At 44.4% G+C, this 17,816-nt stretch carries 15 protein-coding genes; all 15 read right to left on the reverse strand.

The window, feature by feature from the left end:
• Window positions 1-6: 6 nt before the first annotated feature.
• The 15 genes from R7Q11_RS20595 to R7Q11_RS20665 all read right to left on the reverse strand — a co-directional run bounded on the left by R7Q11_RS20595 (window position 7) and on the right by R7Q11_RS20665 (window position 17,808).
• Window positions 7-3,888, reverse strand: coding sequence for a YhdP family protein (locus tag R7Q11_RS20595; protein ID WP_225466681.1), 3,882 nt, complete (start codon window positions 3,886-3,888; stop codon window positions 7-9).
• A 12-nt stretch (window positions 3,889-3,900) separates the two neighbouring features.
• Complete coding sequence (rng, locus tag R7Q11_RS20600) at window positions 3,901-5,370, reverse strand: ribonuclease G (RefSeq protein WP_005381138.1); 1,470 nt, start codon at window positions 5,368-5,370, stop codon at window positions 3,901-3,903.
• An 18-nt stretch (window positions 5,371-5,388) separates the two neighbouring features.
• Complete coding sequence (locus R7Q11_RS20605) at window positions 5,389-5,958, reverse strand: Maf family protein (RefSeq protein WP_017821310.1); 570 nt, start codon at window positions 5,956-5,958, stop codon at window positions 5,389-5,391.
• Window positions 5,959-5,962: 4 nt separating this feature from the next.
• Complete coding sequence (mreD, locus tag R7Q11_RS20610; RefSeq protein WP_005381141.1) at window positions 5,963-6,451, reverse strand: rod shape-determining protein MreD; 489 nt, start codon at window positions 6,449-6,451, stop codon at window positions 5,963-5,965.
• Window positions 6,441-7,337: a rod shape-determining protein MreC gene (gene mreC, locus R7Q11_RS20615; RefSeq protein ID WP_005381142.1), complete on the reverse strand. Its 897-nt coding sequence runs from the start codon at window positions 7,335-7,337 to the stop codon at window positions 6,441-6,443. Before mreC ends, mreD begins: the two co-directional genes overlap by 11 nt.
• 150 nt (window positions 7,338-7,487) lie before the next feature.
• Entirely contained in the window at window positions 7,488-8,531 is a 1,044-nt protein-coding gene (locus R7Q11_RS20620) for a rod shape-determining protein (protein ID WP_005381144.1), read from the reverse strand.
• Between the two features lie 151 nt (window positions 8,532-8,682).
• A complete protein-coding gene (locus R7Q11_RS20625) occupies window positions 8,683-12,708 on the reverse strand; it encodes a DUF6701 domain-containing protein (RefSeq protein WP_213916139.1) in 4,026 nt (1,341 codons plus the stop codon).
• A gap of 8 nt (window positions 12,709-12,716) precedes the next feature.
• Window positions 12,717-13,148, reverse strand: a complete 432-nt coding sequence (locus R7Q11_RS20630) for an MSHA biogenesis protein MshP (RefSeq protein ID WP_074191846.1) — start codon at window positions 13,146-13,148, stop codon at window positions 12,717-12,719.
• On the reverse strand, window positions 13,138-13,866 hold the full coding sequence (locus tag R7Q11_RS20635; RefSeq protein WP_172563482.1) for a PilW family protein: 729 nt from the start codon (window positions 13,864-13,866) through the stop codon (window positions 13,138-13,140). The genes R7Q11_RS20630 and R7Q11_RS20635 overlap by 11 nt, the downstream gene beginning before the upstream one ends.
• Window positions 13,866-14,441, reverse strand: a complete 576-nt coding sequence (locus R7Q11_RS20640) for a type II secretion system protein (RefSeq protein WP_042523496.1) — start codon at window positions 14,439-14,441, stop codon at window positions 13,866-13,868. The genes R7Q11_RS20635 and R7Q11_RS20640 overlap by 1 nt, the downstream gene beginning before the upstream one ends.
• Window positions 14,438-14,932: a type II secretion system protein gene (locus R7Q11_RS20645; protein ID WP_042523498.1), complete on the reverse strand. Its 495-nt coding sequence runs from the start codon at window positions 14,930-14,932 to the stop codon at window positions 14,438-14,440. Before R7Q11_RS20645 ends, R7Q11_RS20640 begins: the two co-directional genes overlap by 4 nt.
• A gap of 115 nt (window positions 14,933-15,047) precedes the next feature.
• On the reverse strand, window positions 15,048-15,281 hold the full coding sequence (locus R7Q11_RS20650) for a hypothetical protein (protein ID WP_005481019.1): 234 nt from the start codon (window positions 15,279-15,281) through the stop codon (window positions 15,048-15,050).
• Between the two features lie 73 nt (window positions 15,282-15,354).
• On the reverse strand, window positions 15,355-15,828 hold the full coding sequence (locus R7Q11_RS20655; RefSeq protein WP_025631920.1) for a prepilin-type N-terminal cleavage/methylation domain-containing protein: 474 nt from the start codon (window positions 15,826-15,828) through the stop codon (window positions 15,355-15,357).
• A gap of 291 nt (window positions 15,829-16,119) precedes the next feature.
• Window positions 16,120-16,581 carry an MSHA biogenesis protein MshF gene (locus R7Q11_RS20660; protein WP_182016886.1) on the reverse strand — a complete coding sequence of 154 codons (462 nt, stop codon included), beginning with the start codon at window positions 16,579-16,581 and terminating at the stop codon, window positions 16,120-16,122.
• Window positions 16,582-16,584: 3 nt separating this feature from the next.
• Entirely contained in the window at window positions 16,585-17,808 is a 1,224-nt protein-coding gene (locus tag R7Q11_RS20665; RefSeq protein WP_025767600.1) for a type II secretion system F family protein, read from the reverse strand.
• Window positions 17,809-17,816 lie beyond the last annotated feature (8 nt).

The raw sequence follows: 17,816 nt of genomic DNA on the forward strand, positions 1-17,816 counted from the left end.
GGTGAGTTATTTGGCCTGTTCACGCAGTTTTTCTGGCAGCTTATATTCACCTTTACTTCGCGAAATTTCTTTCACCGTTGGTGAATCTAGTGGGCCTTTCACTTCATAATTGACTTGAGTGAAGACCTCAACCACCGGAGATATCACCGTAGAGATGGCCAAGACATACAAAGCAGTTTGAGGCGCAACGGCAAACGCGGTCAGCATTGGTAGGCCTGATGTGATGTCTGGTGTGAATTTCACTTCCGCATCAACCATTCTGCTGTTCATATTAGCGATGCCGCGGATTTGCATTTCCCCTGCTAACGCATCCATTACGATATCATTGGTGATAAACACACCGTCTTGGATTTTGCCCGTTCCCGTGATCGAGTTGAATGCCATGCCTTTATCGAATACGTCGGTAAAGTCGAGCTGCATCTTACGGATGATAGAATCCAAGCTGAACAAGCCTAACAAGCGTGCCGCACCACTAACTTCACTGATCACGCCTTTACCAAATTCCGTTGAGACGTTTCCTTGCAAGGTTTGTGTCTTCATTGACCAAGGTGCGCCGTCCCATTCCATATTGGCATTGATCTCAAATGGTGCTTGTTGAATGCCTGATGTAATACCAAAGCGCTCCATAAGATCGGTGTTGTTATCACCTTTCATTTTCATGGTTAATTTGGAATGACTACTCTCTTTCGTCAGGTCCCACCAACCACTCATATCAATGCGGTTTTTGCCGCTACTAAAGGTGATATTTTTCCACTCCAAGCGGTTCTCGCGACGCTGCAAATCAACATTCACTTTGCCCACTTTGTAGCCTTGCAGCCAAAAATCATCAATGTTCAAAGTTAAGTTTGGCATCTCTGCGTGAAACTTGCGGTCAAAATTGGTAATCAAAGGTGCGTTTTGATCTTCACTCGCAAAGATTGAACTGCGCTCTTTGGTCATCTCTTCAAACCCTGGGATGTACAGATGCAAGTGCTCTAGAGAGACCGATAGATCATAGGGTTTCAGATAGTTAGCTTTCCCTTTAACCTCTTGACTGTCCACATCGAGTTGCCAACTCAAATTTTTCTTGCTTGCTGAAAAACCCACATCATGAAACTCAATCCCACCGAGCTGTAAGTTTGGCGTTTCAACTTCAATGCGTGTCGGCAATGGAATGGTCGGCGTTTTCATGCTTGCCAAAACAGACGATGAAGGCTTGCTCTCAGAGACCTGCGCAAGCTCCGCCCATTGGTCTAAATTCAGTTCTTCGACACGCACCGAAGCATCGTGCCCGACAATAGGACTAATCCGGAAGCCACCTTTGCCAACCATTAAATGAGTCGCAGTCAGAACCGGGACATCGCCAGCGATATCTATCTCAGTTTGATACTTCACATTTGGGATCTGTAGTCTTGCTGAAATACTCTCTTGGTTGCCGGATGCTTGCAGTTTCGCTTGCCCAGACTCGCCAATTTGTTTCGCTAAAGGATAAGGATATTGACTAGCCAGACGATTTAGCTGCGCCAGCACTTCAAGCTGATAAGTGAAACCAACATCATTGAGTTGCAAGTCAATGTCCATTTGCCACGGCGCATGGCCAGAAACAAGGTTTAACCAACGCTCACCGACATAGGGTTTGAGAGGCTCGACATCCCAATCTCCTAATGTATTAATTGTCACGTTGTAGCCTTGCTCCGCACTCTCTCCATGGAAATCAAGAGAGATAGGCTGTTGTAATAATTCGGCCGACAAACCCGATGTGGTAACCACATCATTGTCGAAGGTGATGCGCCCTGTGGCGTTTTCAAGCGTCATTGGCGGCGCTTCAATATCAACACGATTTTCTGTTAAATCTGCATAACCCCAAGCGCGAGACTCTTTCTCAAAATCAAACGGTATATTGAGTTGAAACTCAGAGTAAACGGGACCACTCACTTGCAGCGCTGTCAATGCGGCACCGACTGAATCCACTAATGGCGTCGCCATCATGTAGTCACGGACTTCATTACCCGGCGCGCTTGCTTTCGCTTCAATCTCGATGTGTCCACCTTCTGCCAACTCAGGGATTCGCCCAGTGATACGCTTGGCATGAACGCCATTTAGTGTGGCTGATTTTGAATCCAAATACATGGCATCATTTTCAAACAGCAAGTCTAGCTGCAAATCCGTGATGGTTGGCCATGCCGTATCAAAGCTAAATTTCGCGTCTTTTAATCCAACCCAAGCTTGGAACATGCCATTATGTTCTTTGTAAGGAAAATCACCTAACTCGCCATACCACAACAATTTCGCTGTATTCACTTTTCCGCCCTGAATCGCGGTCGAAAGATAGTCGGTCAAGTCTTGTCCAAGTGCCAGAGTCGGTAGATAGCGCCATGTTTCACCCGCGTTGTAGAGATCCGCTTCGGCATAGAACGATAAAAATGGGCTTTGTTCTTTTGGGAAATCAAGACGAAATGCCCCCAAAACTTGAAGATCAGGCGTTGCTGCCGTCACTTTATCCGACCACAAACGCCAACCCGCATCATCTTGCTGCCAGATAATATCGACTTCACCTTGTTTGATATTCAGCGGAGCTTGGAATACATCACCGTACGGAAAGACATCATCAATGACGGTGACTTTTGCTTTAGCTTGATTCACATCCCCCGATACGCTGCCCTGTACGTGATGAAACCCGGGTAGGAGCTCCCATTGTGTCATCGCGAGTTCATCCAGTTCAGCCGAGTAGCGTAAGGTGTCTAAACCACCGTTCATTGACAATCGGACATCTTCGACCCGACCTTTCGGTGCTAGTTTGTTAATAAGGTCACTGGTCGACTCTGACTCCGGAGCCAGCTTGATGAGCGGAATGAGTGCTTCGATGTCGAGTTGAGAGAGATTAAGCATCCAGCCGTTTGGTTGCCAATCAAACGCGACGTCTAGCTCTGGCCAAGGGGTATTATCGGTTCTGATCTGAAGTGAGTGGCCATTTACTTTCCAGCCTTGTTTATCTGGTCGAAGATTGAAAATTCCAGACTCAATAAACAGCTCATGATGTCCATCTTCATTCCACACCAACTCGGAAGGCAGCAATTCAACATAAGCATCATGCGGTTGGCTATGTTTGAGCGTTAGCCAAGTATTTAAGCTGACTTTACCCGACTCTGCTCCTGACTCTTCTTGCATGTAAGTGGTCAGCCAAGGTGTGACCGAGACATCTTGAGCACTCACGTAAAACTCACCAGATACATCACGCAACGAGCCATGATCTTTAAAGTTAGCGCTTACTAACAATGAGTTCAGGCGAACATCGGCAATGCTAACCGTGCCTTCGGCTACGTGACGTTTCCCTTGATTGCTCCAACGAAGCTGCTCGATATCTAAACGGCGAGTTTCACCTGACACAGACTTATACCAAATCCGTGAATCGCTAATAGTGAAATCTTCGAACTGACGTAAAAGAAGTGAGTCGAGTTGGTCAATGAGTTTCACTTCGCTCTTATCCACTTCAGGCTTCGGATCTTGACGATGAGAAGTCGGCAGAATGTCTACCGTGTGAATGTCTAAAGCGAGGTTATGAATGGTAAGGTCTGCAACTACAGGTTTAAGTTGAAAAAGAGATTGAATAAGGTCGAACTCAATTTGGACTTCTTCAACAGCGAAGCGTGCATCTTGCACGTTTGGTAGATTTGCCTCTAAACCCAGTAACGCAATTGAGGGATGATTATTGCGCCACGTCCCTGCGACATTAGCAATAGAAACGTCAAAACCTGTGCCTTGTTTGACCCAGGTTTTGATCTCATCTTGGAAATGGTTAAGTTGCGGCAATGTGACGCGCAGCGTGGTCACTAATATGGCTAATAACACCAATACAGTAACTAAACTCCACGCACAAAAACGCACAAAACGGTTAACACCAGAATTCACAAATGTTCCAAATTACATCATTACGACGTCAAACTGTTCCTGAATGTACAGGGGTTCAGCCTGAACTCGCACTTGCTTGCCAATAAATACTTCGAGCTCAGCCAACGCATGAGACTCATCGCCCAATAGCGCTTCAGCAACAAACGGCGATGCGTACACGACAAAATTATCGGCGTCGTAAGCACGGTTCACACGAGTAATCTCGCGTAATATCTCAAAGCATACAGTTTCGACCGTTTTCACGCTGCCACGGCCTTCACAAGTAGGACAGCCAGAACACAAGATATGTTCAATACTTTCTCGTGTGCGCTTACGCGTCATTTCAACTAAGCCAAGCTGGGTAAAGCCGTTGATGTTGGTTTTTACTCGGTCTTTCGCCAGCGCCGTTTCCAGTGAGGTAAGTACTCGCTGACGATGCTCTTCGGATGCCATATCGATAAAATCAATAATGATGATACCGCCGAGGTTACGTAAACGTAGCTGACGCGCAATAGCTTGCGTTGCCTCTATATTGGTATTGAAGATAGTCTCTTCGAGATTACGACGACCAACAAATGCACCCGTGTTGATGTCGATGGTGGTCATGGCTTCGGTTTGATCGATGATCAAATAGCCGCCCGATTTTAGCTCGACCTTGCGCTCTAAAGAACGCTGAATTTCGTTTTCGGTGTCGTACATGTCAAAGATTGGCTTGTCACCTTCGTAAAGCTCAAGCTTATCTGTTAGCTCCGGTACATACTCAGAAGTGAATTCTTTCAGGTTTTCATATTCAAGGCGGGAGTCGACCATGATCTTATCGAGCTCTGTGCCAACAAAGTCACGCAGAATGCGTTGAGCTAAGCCGAGTTCACCGTAAAGTGTTGAACGCGTTTTGTATTTTGAGCGACGCTCCATGACTTTTAGCCACAAACGCTTTAGAAATGCCGCATCTTGAGATAGCTCTTTTTCATCAGCGCCTTCTGCCGCGGTACGAATGATAAAACCACCGTGCTCATCGCAGTAATGGTTCACCACCTTTTTCAAACGCTCGCGCTCTTTTTCACTTTCAATACGCTGCGAAACACCGACATGGCTGGCCCCCGGCATAAAAACAAGATAACGCGAAGGTAAGGTGATATCCGTCGTTAAACGCGCACCTTTTGTGCCGAGCGGATCTTTGACCACTTGCACAACAATGTCTTGTCCCTGGCGTACCAGCTCAGAGATATCACGGACTTGAAACTGCTGTTTTTCGTTTTCTGCCACACATTCGGTATGAGGAACAATATCTGACGCATGTAAAAATGCCGCTTTATCTAAACCAATGTCGACGAAAGCCGCCTGCATACCTGGTAACACTCGGCTTACTTTGCCTTTGTATATATTGCCCACAATACCGCGACGCGATTCGCGCTCGATATGTATTTCTTGTAGTACTCCACCTTCAATCATGGCCACACGAGTTTCACTCGGGGTCACGTTAAGCAGCAATTCTGCACTCATGTGCACACCTCAAAACAATTATAAAAATTCTTGAATTAGCTGATCGGTTTCGAACAAAGGTAAGCCTACTACAGCGTGATAACTGCCTTCGATTCGGGTGACAAATCGCCCTCCGAGTCCCTGAATACCATAACTTCCAGCTTTATCGCATGGCTCTCCTGACTGCCAATATTGTTCGATTTCTTCGTGAGTCAGTGGTTTGAACCACACGTCAGTGGTAACGACCACTGAATGTTGTTGTTCCGATGATACAACGCTCACCGCAGTCATCACTTGATGGCGACGACCCGATAAGTCAGTAAGCATACGCTTTGAATCTTCAAAACTTTTTGGTTTTTCTAGCACACGGTCATCGCATACTACGACCGTATCAGAGCCCAATACAACGGAATCAGGCTTAGCCAACGCTAAGCCTGCCTGAGCTTTTTCCAAAGAAAGACGCAACACGTAATCTCGTGCTTGCTCATGAGCCTGTTTGGCTTCCTCAACATCAGGCAATACGATCTCAAAATCATAACCCAGTTGAGCAAGCAGCTCTTTTCTTCTCGGAGAACCCGATGCGAGAACGAGAGATAAGCTTTTCTTCACCGCTTTACCTTACGTGCCATGCACGACGAACTCGTCGCATTAATAAAAACATCCATGGCCAAAGTATACAGTTTATTGCCGCCGTCCACAGAGATAATGGATTAAATACTACGTCTTGGTTCAAATATTCCCCACAGAATATCAAAACTTCCAATAACGCAGTAAAAAAGGCAATTAAAATCGACTGTTGCCACAATGCCATGTTACGAATCAACAGGAAATTCAGCGCAACGAGGTAGATAACGATCGACATCATCATGCCACGAATTCCAAGCGTTGAGCCGATCAAGATATCCCACAATAAGCCTAGCACTAGCGCAGTTCCGACGTTCACTCGGTGCGGTAGTGCCAACACCCAATAACACGTAACAAGGAACAACCATGAAGGGCGTAACACATCTAACACACCTGGCCATGGAATGGTTTGCAGTACCAGTGCAACGAAGAAACTGACGCCAATCACCATTCGGCTACTCAATACATTATTGGCCATCGGTTACCTCTTGTTCTTGCTCTAACCCTTCATCTACATTGGACCGCAGTACTTTGTGTTGACGGTCTTCATTCGGCCAAATCAGCAGTAGGTAGCGTAAGCGATCAAACTCCACAACCGGCTCAGCCTTGATTGAAGCGAACTCTTGACGCGTATCGTGATCCACATTGGTAACCGTCGCGACTGGGTATCCCTCAGGGTAAATGCCACCTAAACCGGATGTCACCAATAAATCACCAACCTGAATATCTGTGCTGGTTGGAATGTGTTCTAGTTGGATTTCATCCATTTCACCATTGCCCGATGCGATCACTCGGATATCATTGCGGATCACCTGGACAGGAATTGCATTTTTCGCGTCCGTTAGCAGCAGAACACGTGCGTTGTGCGCTGCGACAAACGTGACCTGACCAACGATGCCTTTCTCATTGATAACAGGCTGACCAACGTAAACACCATCAATACGGCCTTTATCGATCACCACTTGATGACGATAAGGTGAAGTATCCACCGCCATTACTTCTGTCACGACTTTCTTTTCATCACGGACAAATGAAGATCCTAACAACTTACGTAGGCGTTGGTTTTCTTCTTTATATTGGTCGAGCAAGATAAGCTCGCTTTTCAGGCGTAACACTTCTCGCTTTAAGCTGCGATTGCCTTCAACTAATGCCTGATGAGAATTAAAACGTTCAAATACGCCATCGAACATACTACGAGGCAAATTCGCTGCGTACTGAATCGGTGCAACCATACTGTTTAGTAGGTATCGAACGTTGGAAAACGTATCTAGACGACTATCGGCCAGCATTAAGCTCGCCGACACGATGACAGCAAAAAACAGACGTAATTGCAGAGACGGACCTCTGCCGAAAATCGGTTTCATCTTGTTTTTGACCTGATTGCTTCCATGATTATTGAGCCTTACTTGGCAACCTAAAAATACTTAACTAAATACTTTTAGGTATGGAGCATGTTTGAATTACAGAGAGAGCAGAAATGAAGGTGAAGCCCGACATGAGCTTCACCTAAACCTTTATTCTTCAGAGAACAGATCGCCACCGTGCATGTCGATCATTTCTAGAGCTTTACCGCCACCACGCGCAACACACGTTAGTGGATCTTCCGCGATAACAACAGGAATACCAGTTTCTTCCATTAGTAGACGGTCTAGGTCTTTAAGTAGTGCACCACCACCGGTTAGTACCATACCGTTTTCAGAAATGTCTGAAGCAAGCTCTGGTGGACACTGCTCTAGTGCAACCATGACTGCTGAGACGATGCCAGATAGCGGCTCTTGAAGCGCTTCTAGGATCTCGTTTGAGTTCAAGCTAAAGCTGCGTGGCACACCCTCTGCAAGGTTACGACCGCGAACTTCAATCTCTTGAACTTCATCGCCAGGGTAAGCAGAACCGATTTCGTGTTTGATCTTTTCAGCCGTTGCTTCACCAATCAAGCTGCCGTAGTTACGACGTACGTAGTTGATCACAGCTTCATCAAAGCGGTCACCACCGATACGTACAGACGATGAGTAAACCACACCGTTTAGAGAGATAACGGCAACTTCAGTTGTACCACCACCGATATCGACCACCATTGAACCTGTCGGCTCAGATACGCGTAAACCAGCACCAATTGCCGCCGCCATTGGCTCGTCGATTAGGTAAACTTCACGCGCACCAGCACCAAGTGCTGATTCACGAATTGCGCGACGCTCAACTTGGGTAGAACCACAAGGAACACAAACAAGAACACGTGGGCTTGGCTTTAGGATGCTGTTATCGTGCACTTGCTTGATAAAGTGCTGAAGCATTTTTTCGGTTACGTAGAAGTCAGCGATTACGCCGTCTTTCATTGGGCGGATAGCGGAAATGTTGCCAGGTGTACGACCAAGCATCTGTTTTGCTGCGTGACCGACTGCAGCAACGCTTTTTGCAGAACCTACACGATCTTGACGAATAGCAACTACAGAAGGTTCATCAAGGACAATTCCTTGCCCTTTTACGTAAATTAGAGTGTTGGCTGTACCTAAATCGATAGATAGATCGTTAGAAAACATGCCACGAAGTTTCTTAAACATACTCTTCGCTCATCCTGCAAAAATATAGAAGACAAAAATTGCTCTAAATGTACCAATGCCTCGCTGTCACAGCAAGGTATTGGTACACAAACATGAGCAGAAAGCCTCAATTTCTTGCAGTTTCCTAACTTAAGGGCAAAAACCTAAGTTGTTACTGTCCGGTTAACCCTGGCTCACCACGGTAAATCACGCGATCGTTACCTCGATGAATACCAAAGGTGACGACGGAGGATGGGTTTTCTTCGGAGCCATCATTGTCCCAGTCGTATTTGAGCCAAGGGAGGTTGTTACCACTAGGATCGAGATTAAGCCAAACTTCAGCTTGTTGACGTCCACAGTCTGCGCGCTCTTGCTTAGCAATAAGTTCACGCATGGCACCATCGTTAACCGTCGTTCTGACGCCTTCAAGTAAAATGTCGCAGTCGGAGCCATCATCAGGCCAAACTGGCTCCTGGCTTTTTAGAGTTGGGGACACTGTTGTCCCGTTATCCTTACTGTTTAAAACGAATCGGGTATCTCTCCAATACTCCACTCTAAGGGGGATATTAACAGATTTACCCTGATTCACTCCCACATCATCCAGAGCTATGCGACCAAACCTGACATCAGGTTGCGATAGTAGCTGTTGCGAAACCATTCTATCTTCAGTGCTATTTTGCCCTTCTTTTAAGAACATCGTAGGATCAACATAGCCAGATACTTTAGTTCCATTATTATTAAGTGAAAGCGAAATAGACGTTTCGATGGAACTATCCTTGTCTGCCGGTAGTTTTGAATTAAATGGACCATCGGGACTCGGCAAAGATAAATCTTTACGCCAATAAACTGAGTTATCCCAAGTTTTGCTCCACACAGCTCCCGACCAGTTATCACTAGTCAAATCGGAATCCAAAATGCTAAGTCTATCTGAGTAACCACCAGCCAAATACAAATCTGCTTTTAAAGAATTGGCAAAACCACCATAATTTTGAGTTGTGTAACCGTTAGCGTTATATGCTGTGACTTCAAACTTAACCGATTCAAAATTCTGTCCCATATATACAGATTGATTCTGATTATCAGGGTAGGTCCACTCTGTCCCGGTGACTTTAAAGTAATCCGGATAGAAGCGCCCAATGGTTGACTTACCATCGGCTATTTTAAATGCATTACTACCAAGATATAGAGATGTGCCAATATCATCGCCATTTTCATCTTTAGCAACTGGTGCCTCAGCAATAAGCTCGAAAACACCGACTTCTGAAACCGATTGATCAAACGTCACACTGCCACGAGACCATTTACTTGATTCTGGTAGCTTCTCATTTAGAAGTTTGGCTAATGAACCATTAGACGGGTACTTCACTTTATTACTAACCGTAATAGTCTTCTCTTGATAGTTCTCAGCAACCGTATCATCATCTTGCAATGCCGAGATGGTTAACTCAAAAACTTCACCAGCAGCAACAAACCCCGAAGAACAGCCATTTTCACTGTTGGTGCACTCTCCGCTCTTATCACCACTCTTTGCAGTAACTTTCAGTTTTGAAGGAAAACTAACGAAGCTGCCGAATCCATCCGAGTCATCAACCCCTTCAACACTGGCTTTAAGTTTGACCTTTCCAGCTTCAGAGTATCTCAACTTAAAGAATGCCTTGCCTTCATCATCAAAATAAACATTAGGCAGGTATTTATTAGCTCTGGTTAGCTCGACATTTGAACTCCATTCCACAGCCTGATCTTTCACTTTTTTCTTGTAAGAAATCACGACAGGTTGAGAGCTATCGATCGGTGCCACTTCATAATCAATCGACATATTAACACCGCGAGATTCACCTCCGTCTTCAGTTCGAGTTGAACAAAACGATAGGTAGTCCTCCCCCGTAGTTTCGCGACTAGCAACTACATCATTAACATTCACCGCAAGCACATTTGAAGCGAAGGTTACATTACAGTTGTTAGCAGATAGTGGCCCGCCATTAATTCGACATCGTGCCCCTTCAAAGCCAAACTGTGGTACGGAACTTTGATCGATACCCAAAGTAATATCGCCAGCTCTTGAACCTTGCAGCTCAAGCTGAGTTTCATTCTCAAACTGTACATTTGTACCACCAACCCAGTTGGCAACATTATTGCCAGTAGATGGAAGTAAAGTGACAGAGAGAGGCGTTAAGCTGCCATCATCGTATGCATCTCTAGGATATTGCTCAGAACAACTTTCATTCATACAAGCTCTAAGTGTCACATCAGAAGCCTGACACGTACTGCCTGAGCCTGAGTAGTCAAACTCGAAATGATGAATACCATCTGTTAATCGCGAGTACTTGTCCGCACAGACTCGGAAGTTATCAATATCATGCGTATTGGTAAGCATACCTGTGGATGCCGTTACCGACAGACGGAAGTTATCTGGAATATAGTTAAAACCACCTTTTTCCAAAACGTTAAACTCTTCGATAACAGGATCCCATCCGCCATTTTTTCCGACTTTTCGAAATACAGCCAGCGTTATCGTATCGGTGTTACGCGAATTTAAAACTACTTTATAACGATGCAGTTTCTCTTTACCTTTTCGATTATCCAACGAGCTGCTGTATTTTTTGCCAGTGATATACGGATAACCTTTCAACCACTTACCATTCGCATCTTGGACGCCCTGTCCACGCACCCCAACATTATCAGCAACACTATTTGAAACGATTTTCTCGCTTCCTTCACGAATGTAGTTACCAAACTCATCAATACCAATACCTAGCCAACCACCAGCAAAGCCTTCTACATCTTTGGAGACTTCAGGGTAGTGATTCTTTAGAAGCTTCATCCCGTAACCAAGCGGACCACCAAATGCCCCGGTTTGAGGAGGGACACTCGCATCAGAAATCACCAGCGCAACACCGTCAGCACCATTCCCACCATATGCATTGTGATCAAACTCAATCTCTAAATAGTTCTGATCTGACGGAAAAATATAGTTATATGCAGAGGCTGTTGCCTGCTCTGGTTTATTTGAGTTTAAGATGAAACGTCCATCAGAGATATGGGGCTCGTCACTGGTACCAAAGCCCATCACCGACCAGTTTGACAATGAACCTGAATTGAAGTTTTCTTCTGGCAATAATGAACATTGCTGTACAGGTGGTGGGGGGGCACATGAATAATCTGGCTTTTGTATTACAACGTTGTGCTTCATTGTTAAATTTTGAGATGTCACTGCACCATGTACTGTGATCGGATTTTCAAAACTCACCGTTTTACCCAGAACAAAACCATAAAAATTATCGTTAGCAGTAGAAAAATTAATATCACCTGTTGGAGCATATAACGTGACACTGTTCGTATTGGCAACTTTCATTTTATTTGCCATATTGAATGAATTCACAATATTTATTCTGGAGTTATTTCCAAAGAAATATACCGTCGCTCCAGTAGCTTCCTTCCAATTGCCAAAAGTAACCGTTGAGTTATTCAGTGTCTGAAAGATAACATTATCACCTCTAGAGATATTAACTGATTCAACTTGGACACCATCTGCAATGACAACCGTTAATTTATCAAACGAGGCACCATAGTTATTGATCGTCAAACTCTTCAAGCTGCTAAGAACTGTAACCTCTGCTTCTTTAGGGCGAAACCAACGAGATTCGTAACGACAGATACTTGGATTATCCTCACAGAACTCTTCTATTTTATATTTTTTAAAAAACCAAGAATCCGTCTTGTCAGGATTGATATCTAACGAAAGGCTACCAAAATTCGGAGTAATATTTGTTGGCGTTTCGGCTTTACGGCTTTCAACCAAACCATCCTTACCGACTTCAACTCCATCACCTGAAACACCATCTGCTGGGAAACAACCATAGCCATTACAACTTGATGCGGCAGGTTTTTTATATAGCTGCCAACTATTGCCTCCTTCGTCAAAACCAACACGAAGGTTATCCCAGTTAGCGCCTCCTTGCCAATTTTGTTGATAATTATATATATTGGCGTTATCAGCTAGATATTCACTAGACCACCCTGTCGCATGAGCTGTATCGTTGGTGATATTTAACCTGCTGGTTGACCCCTTCCAACCTTGAATCGGTTCAGGAAAAAGCTGACAAACGTTTGCTGGAAGATAACTTTCCAACGCGGTGACACCACTAGAAAAAAAAGTAGCTAGGGCAAGAGCCACAAGTGTCGATTTTTTGTTATTCATTTTTACATTTACTCCCTCACCCAAACTTCTTGCTGTCGTTGAACTTGTGATAAACCTGAGCCACAAATGGCCACGCTTTTGATTACATAAAGGCCAACACTCTTACCATTATCGGTTAATACCCCAGTATTTTGGCAATCCAACTGAGTAATTTGGCATCCCTTGTCGAATAAACCGCTGTCCGGTGCTCGCGAGCCATCTTTAATACCGTTACACACACTCACTACGGCCGCCGATCGATTAACAGGGAAAAACTGCGTTAACAGCCAGTCATTACTCGACTGAGCGGTAAACCATGCTTTAGTCCCCAAAAATTCCCGTGTTACTCCGCTTTGGTTAGACCAAGTCACTTTCATTAGTGATGCCGCCAAATACCCCATCACGATAATGACAAAGAGCGTCACAATTAACACATTGCCTTTTTGCTTATTATGGAACATTCAGCACCTGCACATCTTGTTGATACACACTACTTTCACCGGACTGTTCAAACACGAACCTAAGATGCACAAGCCCGCCTCGATGAAGCGATGTATCGTCATATTTGAAATAACTCTGAGATTGATCATTAGCATACACAAGGTTGTCGGCAATTATTTCGCCGTTACGCTGTATCTGTGTGCCTACAAAGCAATATTTCACTGACTTAGATGGATCATAGAGATAGTGTCGATTAGAAACGGAGCGACTAGTTACTGAACTAGCGCCGTTAATGATCTTGTATGATTTATTCGAATCTGGAGAAAGGGCTCCGACATCAACACTATGAGTGGATGAGGTTAAATCACTTAACCGTGTTGGGTTAATCACCATTTTCAAGCCACTATCAAATTCGGGAGCATTATTACCAAAAAAACCCACCACAAACTGTATATCATTACCAGAAATCGCATAAAAACCAGAGTGCTCTATAGGCATAAAAATCAGGCAGTTTTTCTCTTTCTCATCGATAAAAAAACTATTCGGCACCGCATGACGAATCTCTCGAGATATTTTCTCAATAACGAATTGCGCCTGAGTTTGTAGTCTCTGCCTATCAATAGTATCAGCATAGCCCTTTGCTCCTAACTGCAAATAACCAGCAATTCCGAGCATGATAAAACTACCAATCACAATAGTGATGACCATTTCTATTAAAGTGAAACCACAATTTTTCATTAGTAGTTACCTTTAATGGCAGTAAGTTTCAATGATTGCGTTCGCCCTGCGTGAATGGTCAATGTGACTCGTTTATAGTCTTCAATGTCGTTTGACACTGAACCACTCTCGTTAACATACACGACATCCACTTCAACTCTGAAGTTGGTGTAATCACTTTCAATCGACGTTCCAAGAACATTACTCAGTTCGTACTGTGGCGTCGAATTACAACTAGTATGCGTACTTTGGGTATACCAACAGCCAATATAATCATCAACGTCATCAAAGCTTGCAATCGCCCCCTCTTCTGCACCTAAACTACCGCTTACGGTACATGTTTCTTGCTCACTACCCACTAACCCCTCACCACATCGGGTCTCGCCACCAGCCAAATCACTATTTTCATCAAAACCACGCGCAAGAATTTGTGACATAAAGCTTTGTGCTAAAGCAGAGGCGCGGGTTTGATAATGAGGGATGGCGGAATCTCGAATCTGAGGGACAAGAAAAGAAGTAAACGCCACCATCGCAATGCCCATCAAAACAATCGCGATGATCATTTCTATTAAAGTCATGCCACTAGATTTCTTCATGAGCATGTACCTTTAGAAACATAACCTTGAGAATTAATTTCAACTTGGCAGCGGCTTCGACCATGTTTATCTTCAATCAGGATTGAAACCCCACCACTCGCAGAATTTATAGGATTACCCAACAAATTAAACTCGATTGGATTAGTTACGGCATTGGTCAGTGAAAACTTTGCGGATTTATCAATAACTACGTCACTACGAGCATCTTGTGCACTGCCTGTTAGTGTGCAGGCAGCAACTGAACCAATGCATGAGCTAGAAACTTGCAAACGAAAATCATCACCTAAATTTGCTTCATCAATGTTCGATTGCATGCGGTTAACCTGCACTTGGCGAATCACAGAAATCACACGTTCTTGTAATGCATATGCAGAGAAACTGCCAGAGTCCATAAAACGGCTGGCTGCAAAAAGTGAAAGGATAGAGAGGAGAACAATCACGAGGATTAACTCCATTAACGTGAACCCTAATGCAGAGCTGCGAATTTTCATAACCCAACCTTAGGCTTAGAACAAGCGAGATAAGTATACGATGAAATTATGAGATTAATGATAGGTTTATAATTTTTCGATTCGAAGTGTGAACAGACGAACAAATAACCAATGTCTAGTTATTTTGCCCTTTTGAACGACCAATCTCTTCTTCAATTCGATCGTAAGTTTCTTTATTGCTCAGCGTTTCAGAAACGTGCTCAGCGGTCTGCTTGGTTTGCTCCCACTTCGCTTCGTAAGTTTCTGGCTCGAAGCTGATAAATCTTGGTAATACCACATAACCGACTACACCTAAGATAATCAGTACAACCACAAACTCTATTGCACTAAGACCCGATGATTTACGCATATGAGCTATTCCGAGATTCATCAAAATAAGGAGATAAAGGCCAGACTAGCTGGCCTTTGAAAGCAAAATTGACTTACTTAGTAGGATCACACACGTTACTGTCGTCATTATCTACTACTTTAATTGCTGGCACATCATCTTCTGCTGCCTTTTGGTAATGAACACAGCTTTTGGTGTATCCACTGATACCAAAATAAGCATCATCACCGTCACCGCTGATTGCAATAAAGTCACCACCATCTTGCAGCCCATCAACAAGCGGGTTAATCGATGCACTAGTTGCTGACGGATAACCATATACAAGGCTGATGCTATTACTACCAACTGAAATTGCAGATTTCGCTTGAGCCTCTACCCCTTCAATTGCAGCCTTACCATATACAATACCCGCAGCACCTTTGATTGCACCAGAAAGACCTTCTAGAGTTGCATTACGGGCATCATCTTGCAGGTTAAGGAAACGTGGTGCTGCAGTGACCGCTAGAATACCTAGGATTACAATTACCACTACTAATTCGATAAGGGTGAAACCACCTTGTCTTTTCATTGTTTACTCTCTCTATGTAAGCATGCAGTACAACTGCAAAGTTTCGTTTAGGTCACGCGACCATTTTGGATATTGTCAAAACGGTTTGGGGCAGCAACGTTCACTAAAACTGACCGTGAAGTGGATACTGTATCTACCGCTTGAGCAGAATGACGATTCGCCATTATTCAGTTCATGCTGCAATGAGAAAAACACATTATTGTTTACCCTCTATTACAGCTTCTTACTTATGGTAATGATTGCATTATACCGACTTTCAATACCAATTATAGTGATTAGGTGTCAAAAAATTCACTCCGCCGACATTTCGACGTCTATTTTCAGTTGATTAGCTGTTGAAATAACTACAATCGACTGACCATTTTCATAAGTGTATTGACAGACATAACGATCAGTTTTGATGGCTCCACTGATATCTATTAACTTGTTGGTCATTATTTTACGTTGGGGGTAATGCACCGCTAGCCAATAACCACAATCTAATACACCTTGCTGAGTAAAGGGAGACACTAACCCGCCCTCAGTCATAGTAAGGTTAAAACCATCCATCAGCATATGTTCTGGCTCGCCTTGTACTAGCCAAGCTTGACGATAACGCTGAACACTGTCTTGCATCCAAACTCTCGCCAACTTCGCTCCAGTTACTTGTGCTTGCTCAGTGATAGGACGTAATTTGACCGCCAAACCCACCGCCATAATCGTAGCAATAACCCCAAACACAATAAGCGTTGCTCGGCTTTGATTTTCAACCACCTATTAGCCGCCTTTGATGATGTCGAGCATTCCCCACATTGGTAAGAAGATACCCAATGCCAGCACCATGACCATGCCTGCGACAATCACCAAAAGTAATGGTTCTATTCTTGCGGTTAGCGTTTTTAGATCGTAATCGACTTCTCGATCGTAAAAGTCCGACACCTCCAGCAGCAACTCATCAATACGACCAGTTTCTTCACCTACTGCAATCATCTGAATCACCAATGGGGTAAATATTTTACTGTTGATGGCCGTCACTGAAATGGTGCTACCCGCTTCAATTGCGGACTTCATCTCAAGAATTCGGTTTTCTAAAAAACGGTTCCCTAAGGCTTCCCCGGCCAAAGCCAAAGACTGGTTAAGTGGCACCCCTGATTTCAGCATCAACGAGAAGGTTCTGGCAAAACGAGAAAGCTGCGCACGATTAACGATATCGCCTACAATTGGCAGCCGAAGCCGAAACTTATCGAACTTCTCCCGACCATCAGCCGTCGCCACCCACGCTCTGAATACAGTAAACGCGCCAATCATTGCCACAACCAGCAACACCCAATAATTTACAAAGAAATTAGAAGTCGCGATCAAAATACGCGTCGGCAATGGTAGCTCAACCCCAAAGCGCGTGAACATCGATGCAAACTCAGGGATCACCAAGATATTCAATACAAACATGGCGATGGTGATAAAGATAATGACAAACGTCGGATAACGCATCGCCGCTTTAATGCGTTTGCGAGTCTCAAGTTCCTGTTCGTAGTAATTCGCCAGTTGCAATAGCGCTTGGTCAAGCCGACCCGTATTCTCACCGACGTTGATCATAGAAACGAACAGTGGGCTGAATACTTTGCTGTGTTGCTGCATCGCAGAAGACAAACCTCGGCCATTACTCAGTTCAGAAACGACATCTTCTAGCGCCTCTTTGAGCTGTTTGTTTTCGCAATTTTGCAACAAGCCACGCATAGAGCGCAGCAAAGGTACGCCAGCTTTAGTCAAACTAAACAACTGGCGAGAGAAAAGAATAATTACTTCCAACGGAATAGCAGGCACAAACAGCTTAGACAAGCTCACTTGGCTTTTTGCCGACTCTTTCTCTAACCGTACATTGAGCGGGATGACCCCTTTATTCATCAATGCTTCCGACGCAGCTTCTGAGTTCACTGCTTCGATTTTGCCGTTAGTGGATGAGCCGTCTAGCGTGCGGCCTTGATAACGAAAAGTTGGCATTCACTTAC

It is taken from the genome of Vibrio sp. 970, from assembly GCF_033339075.1.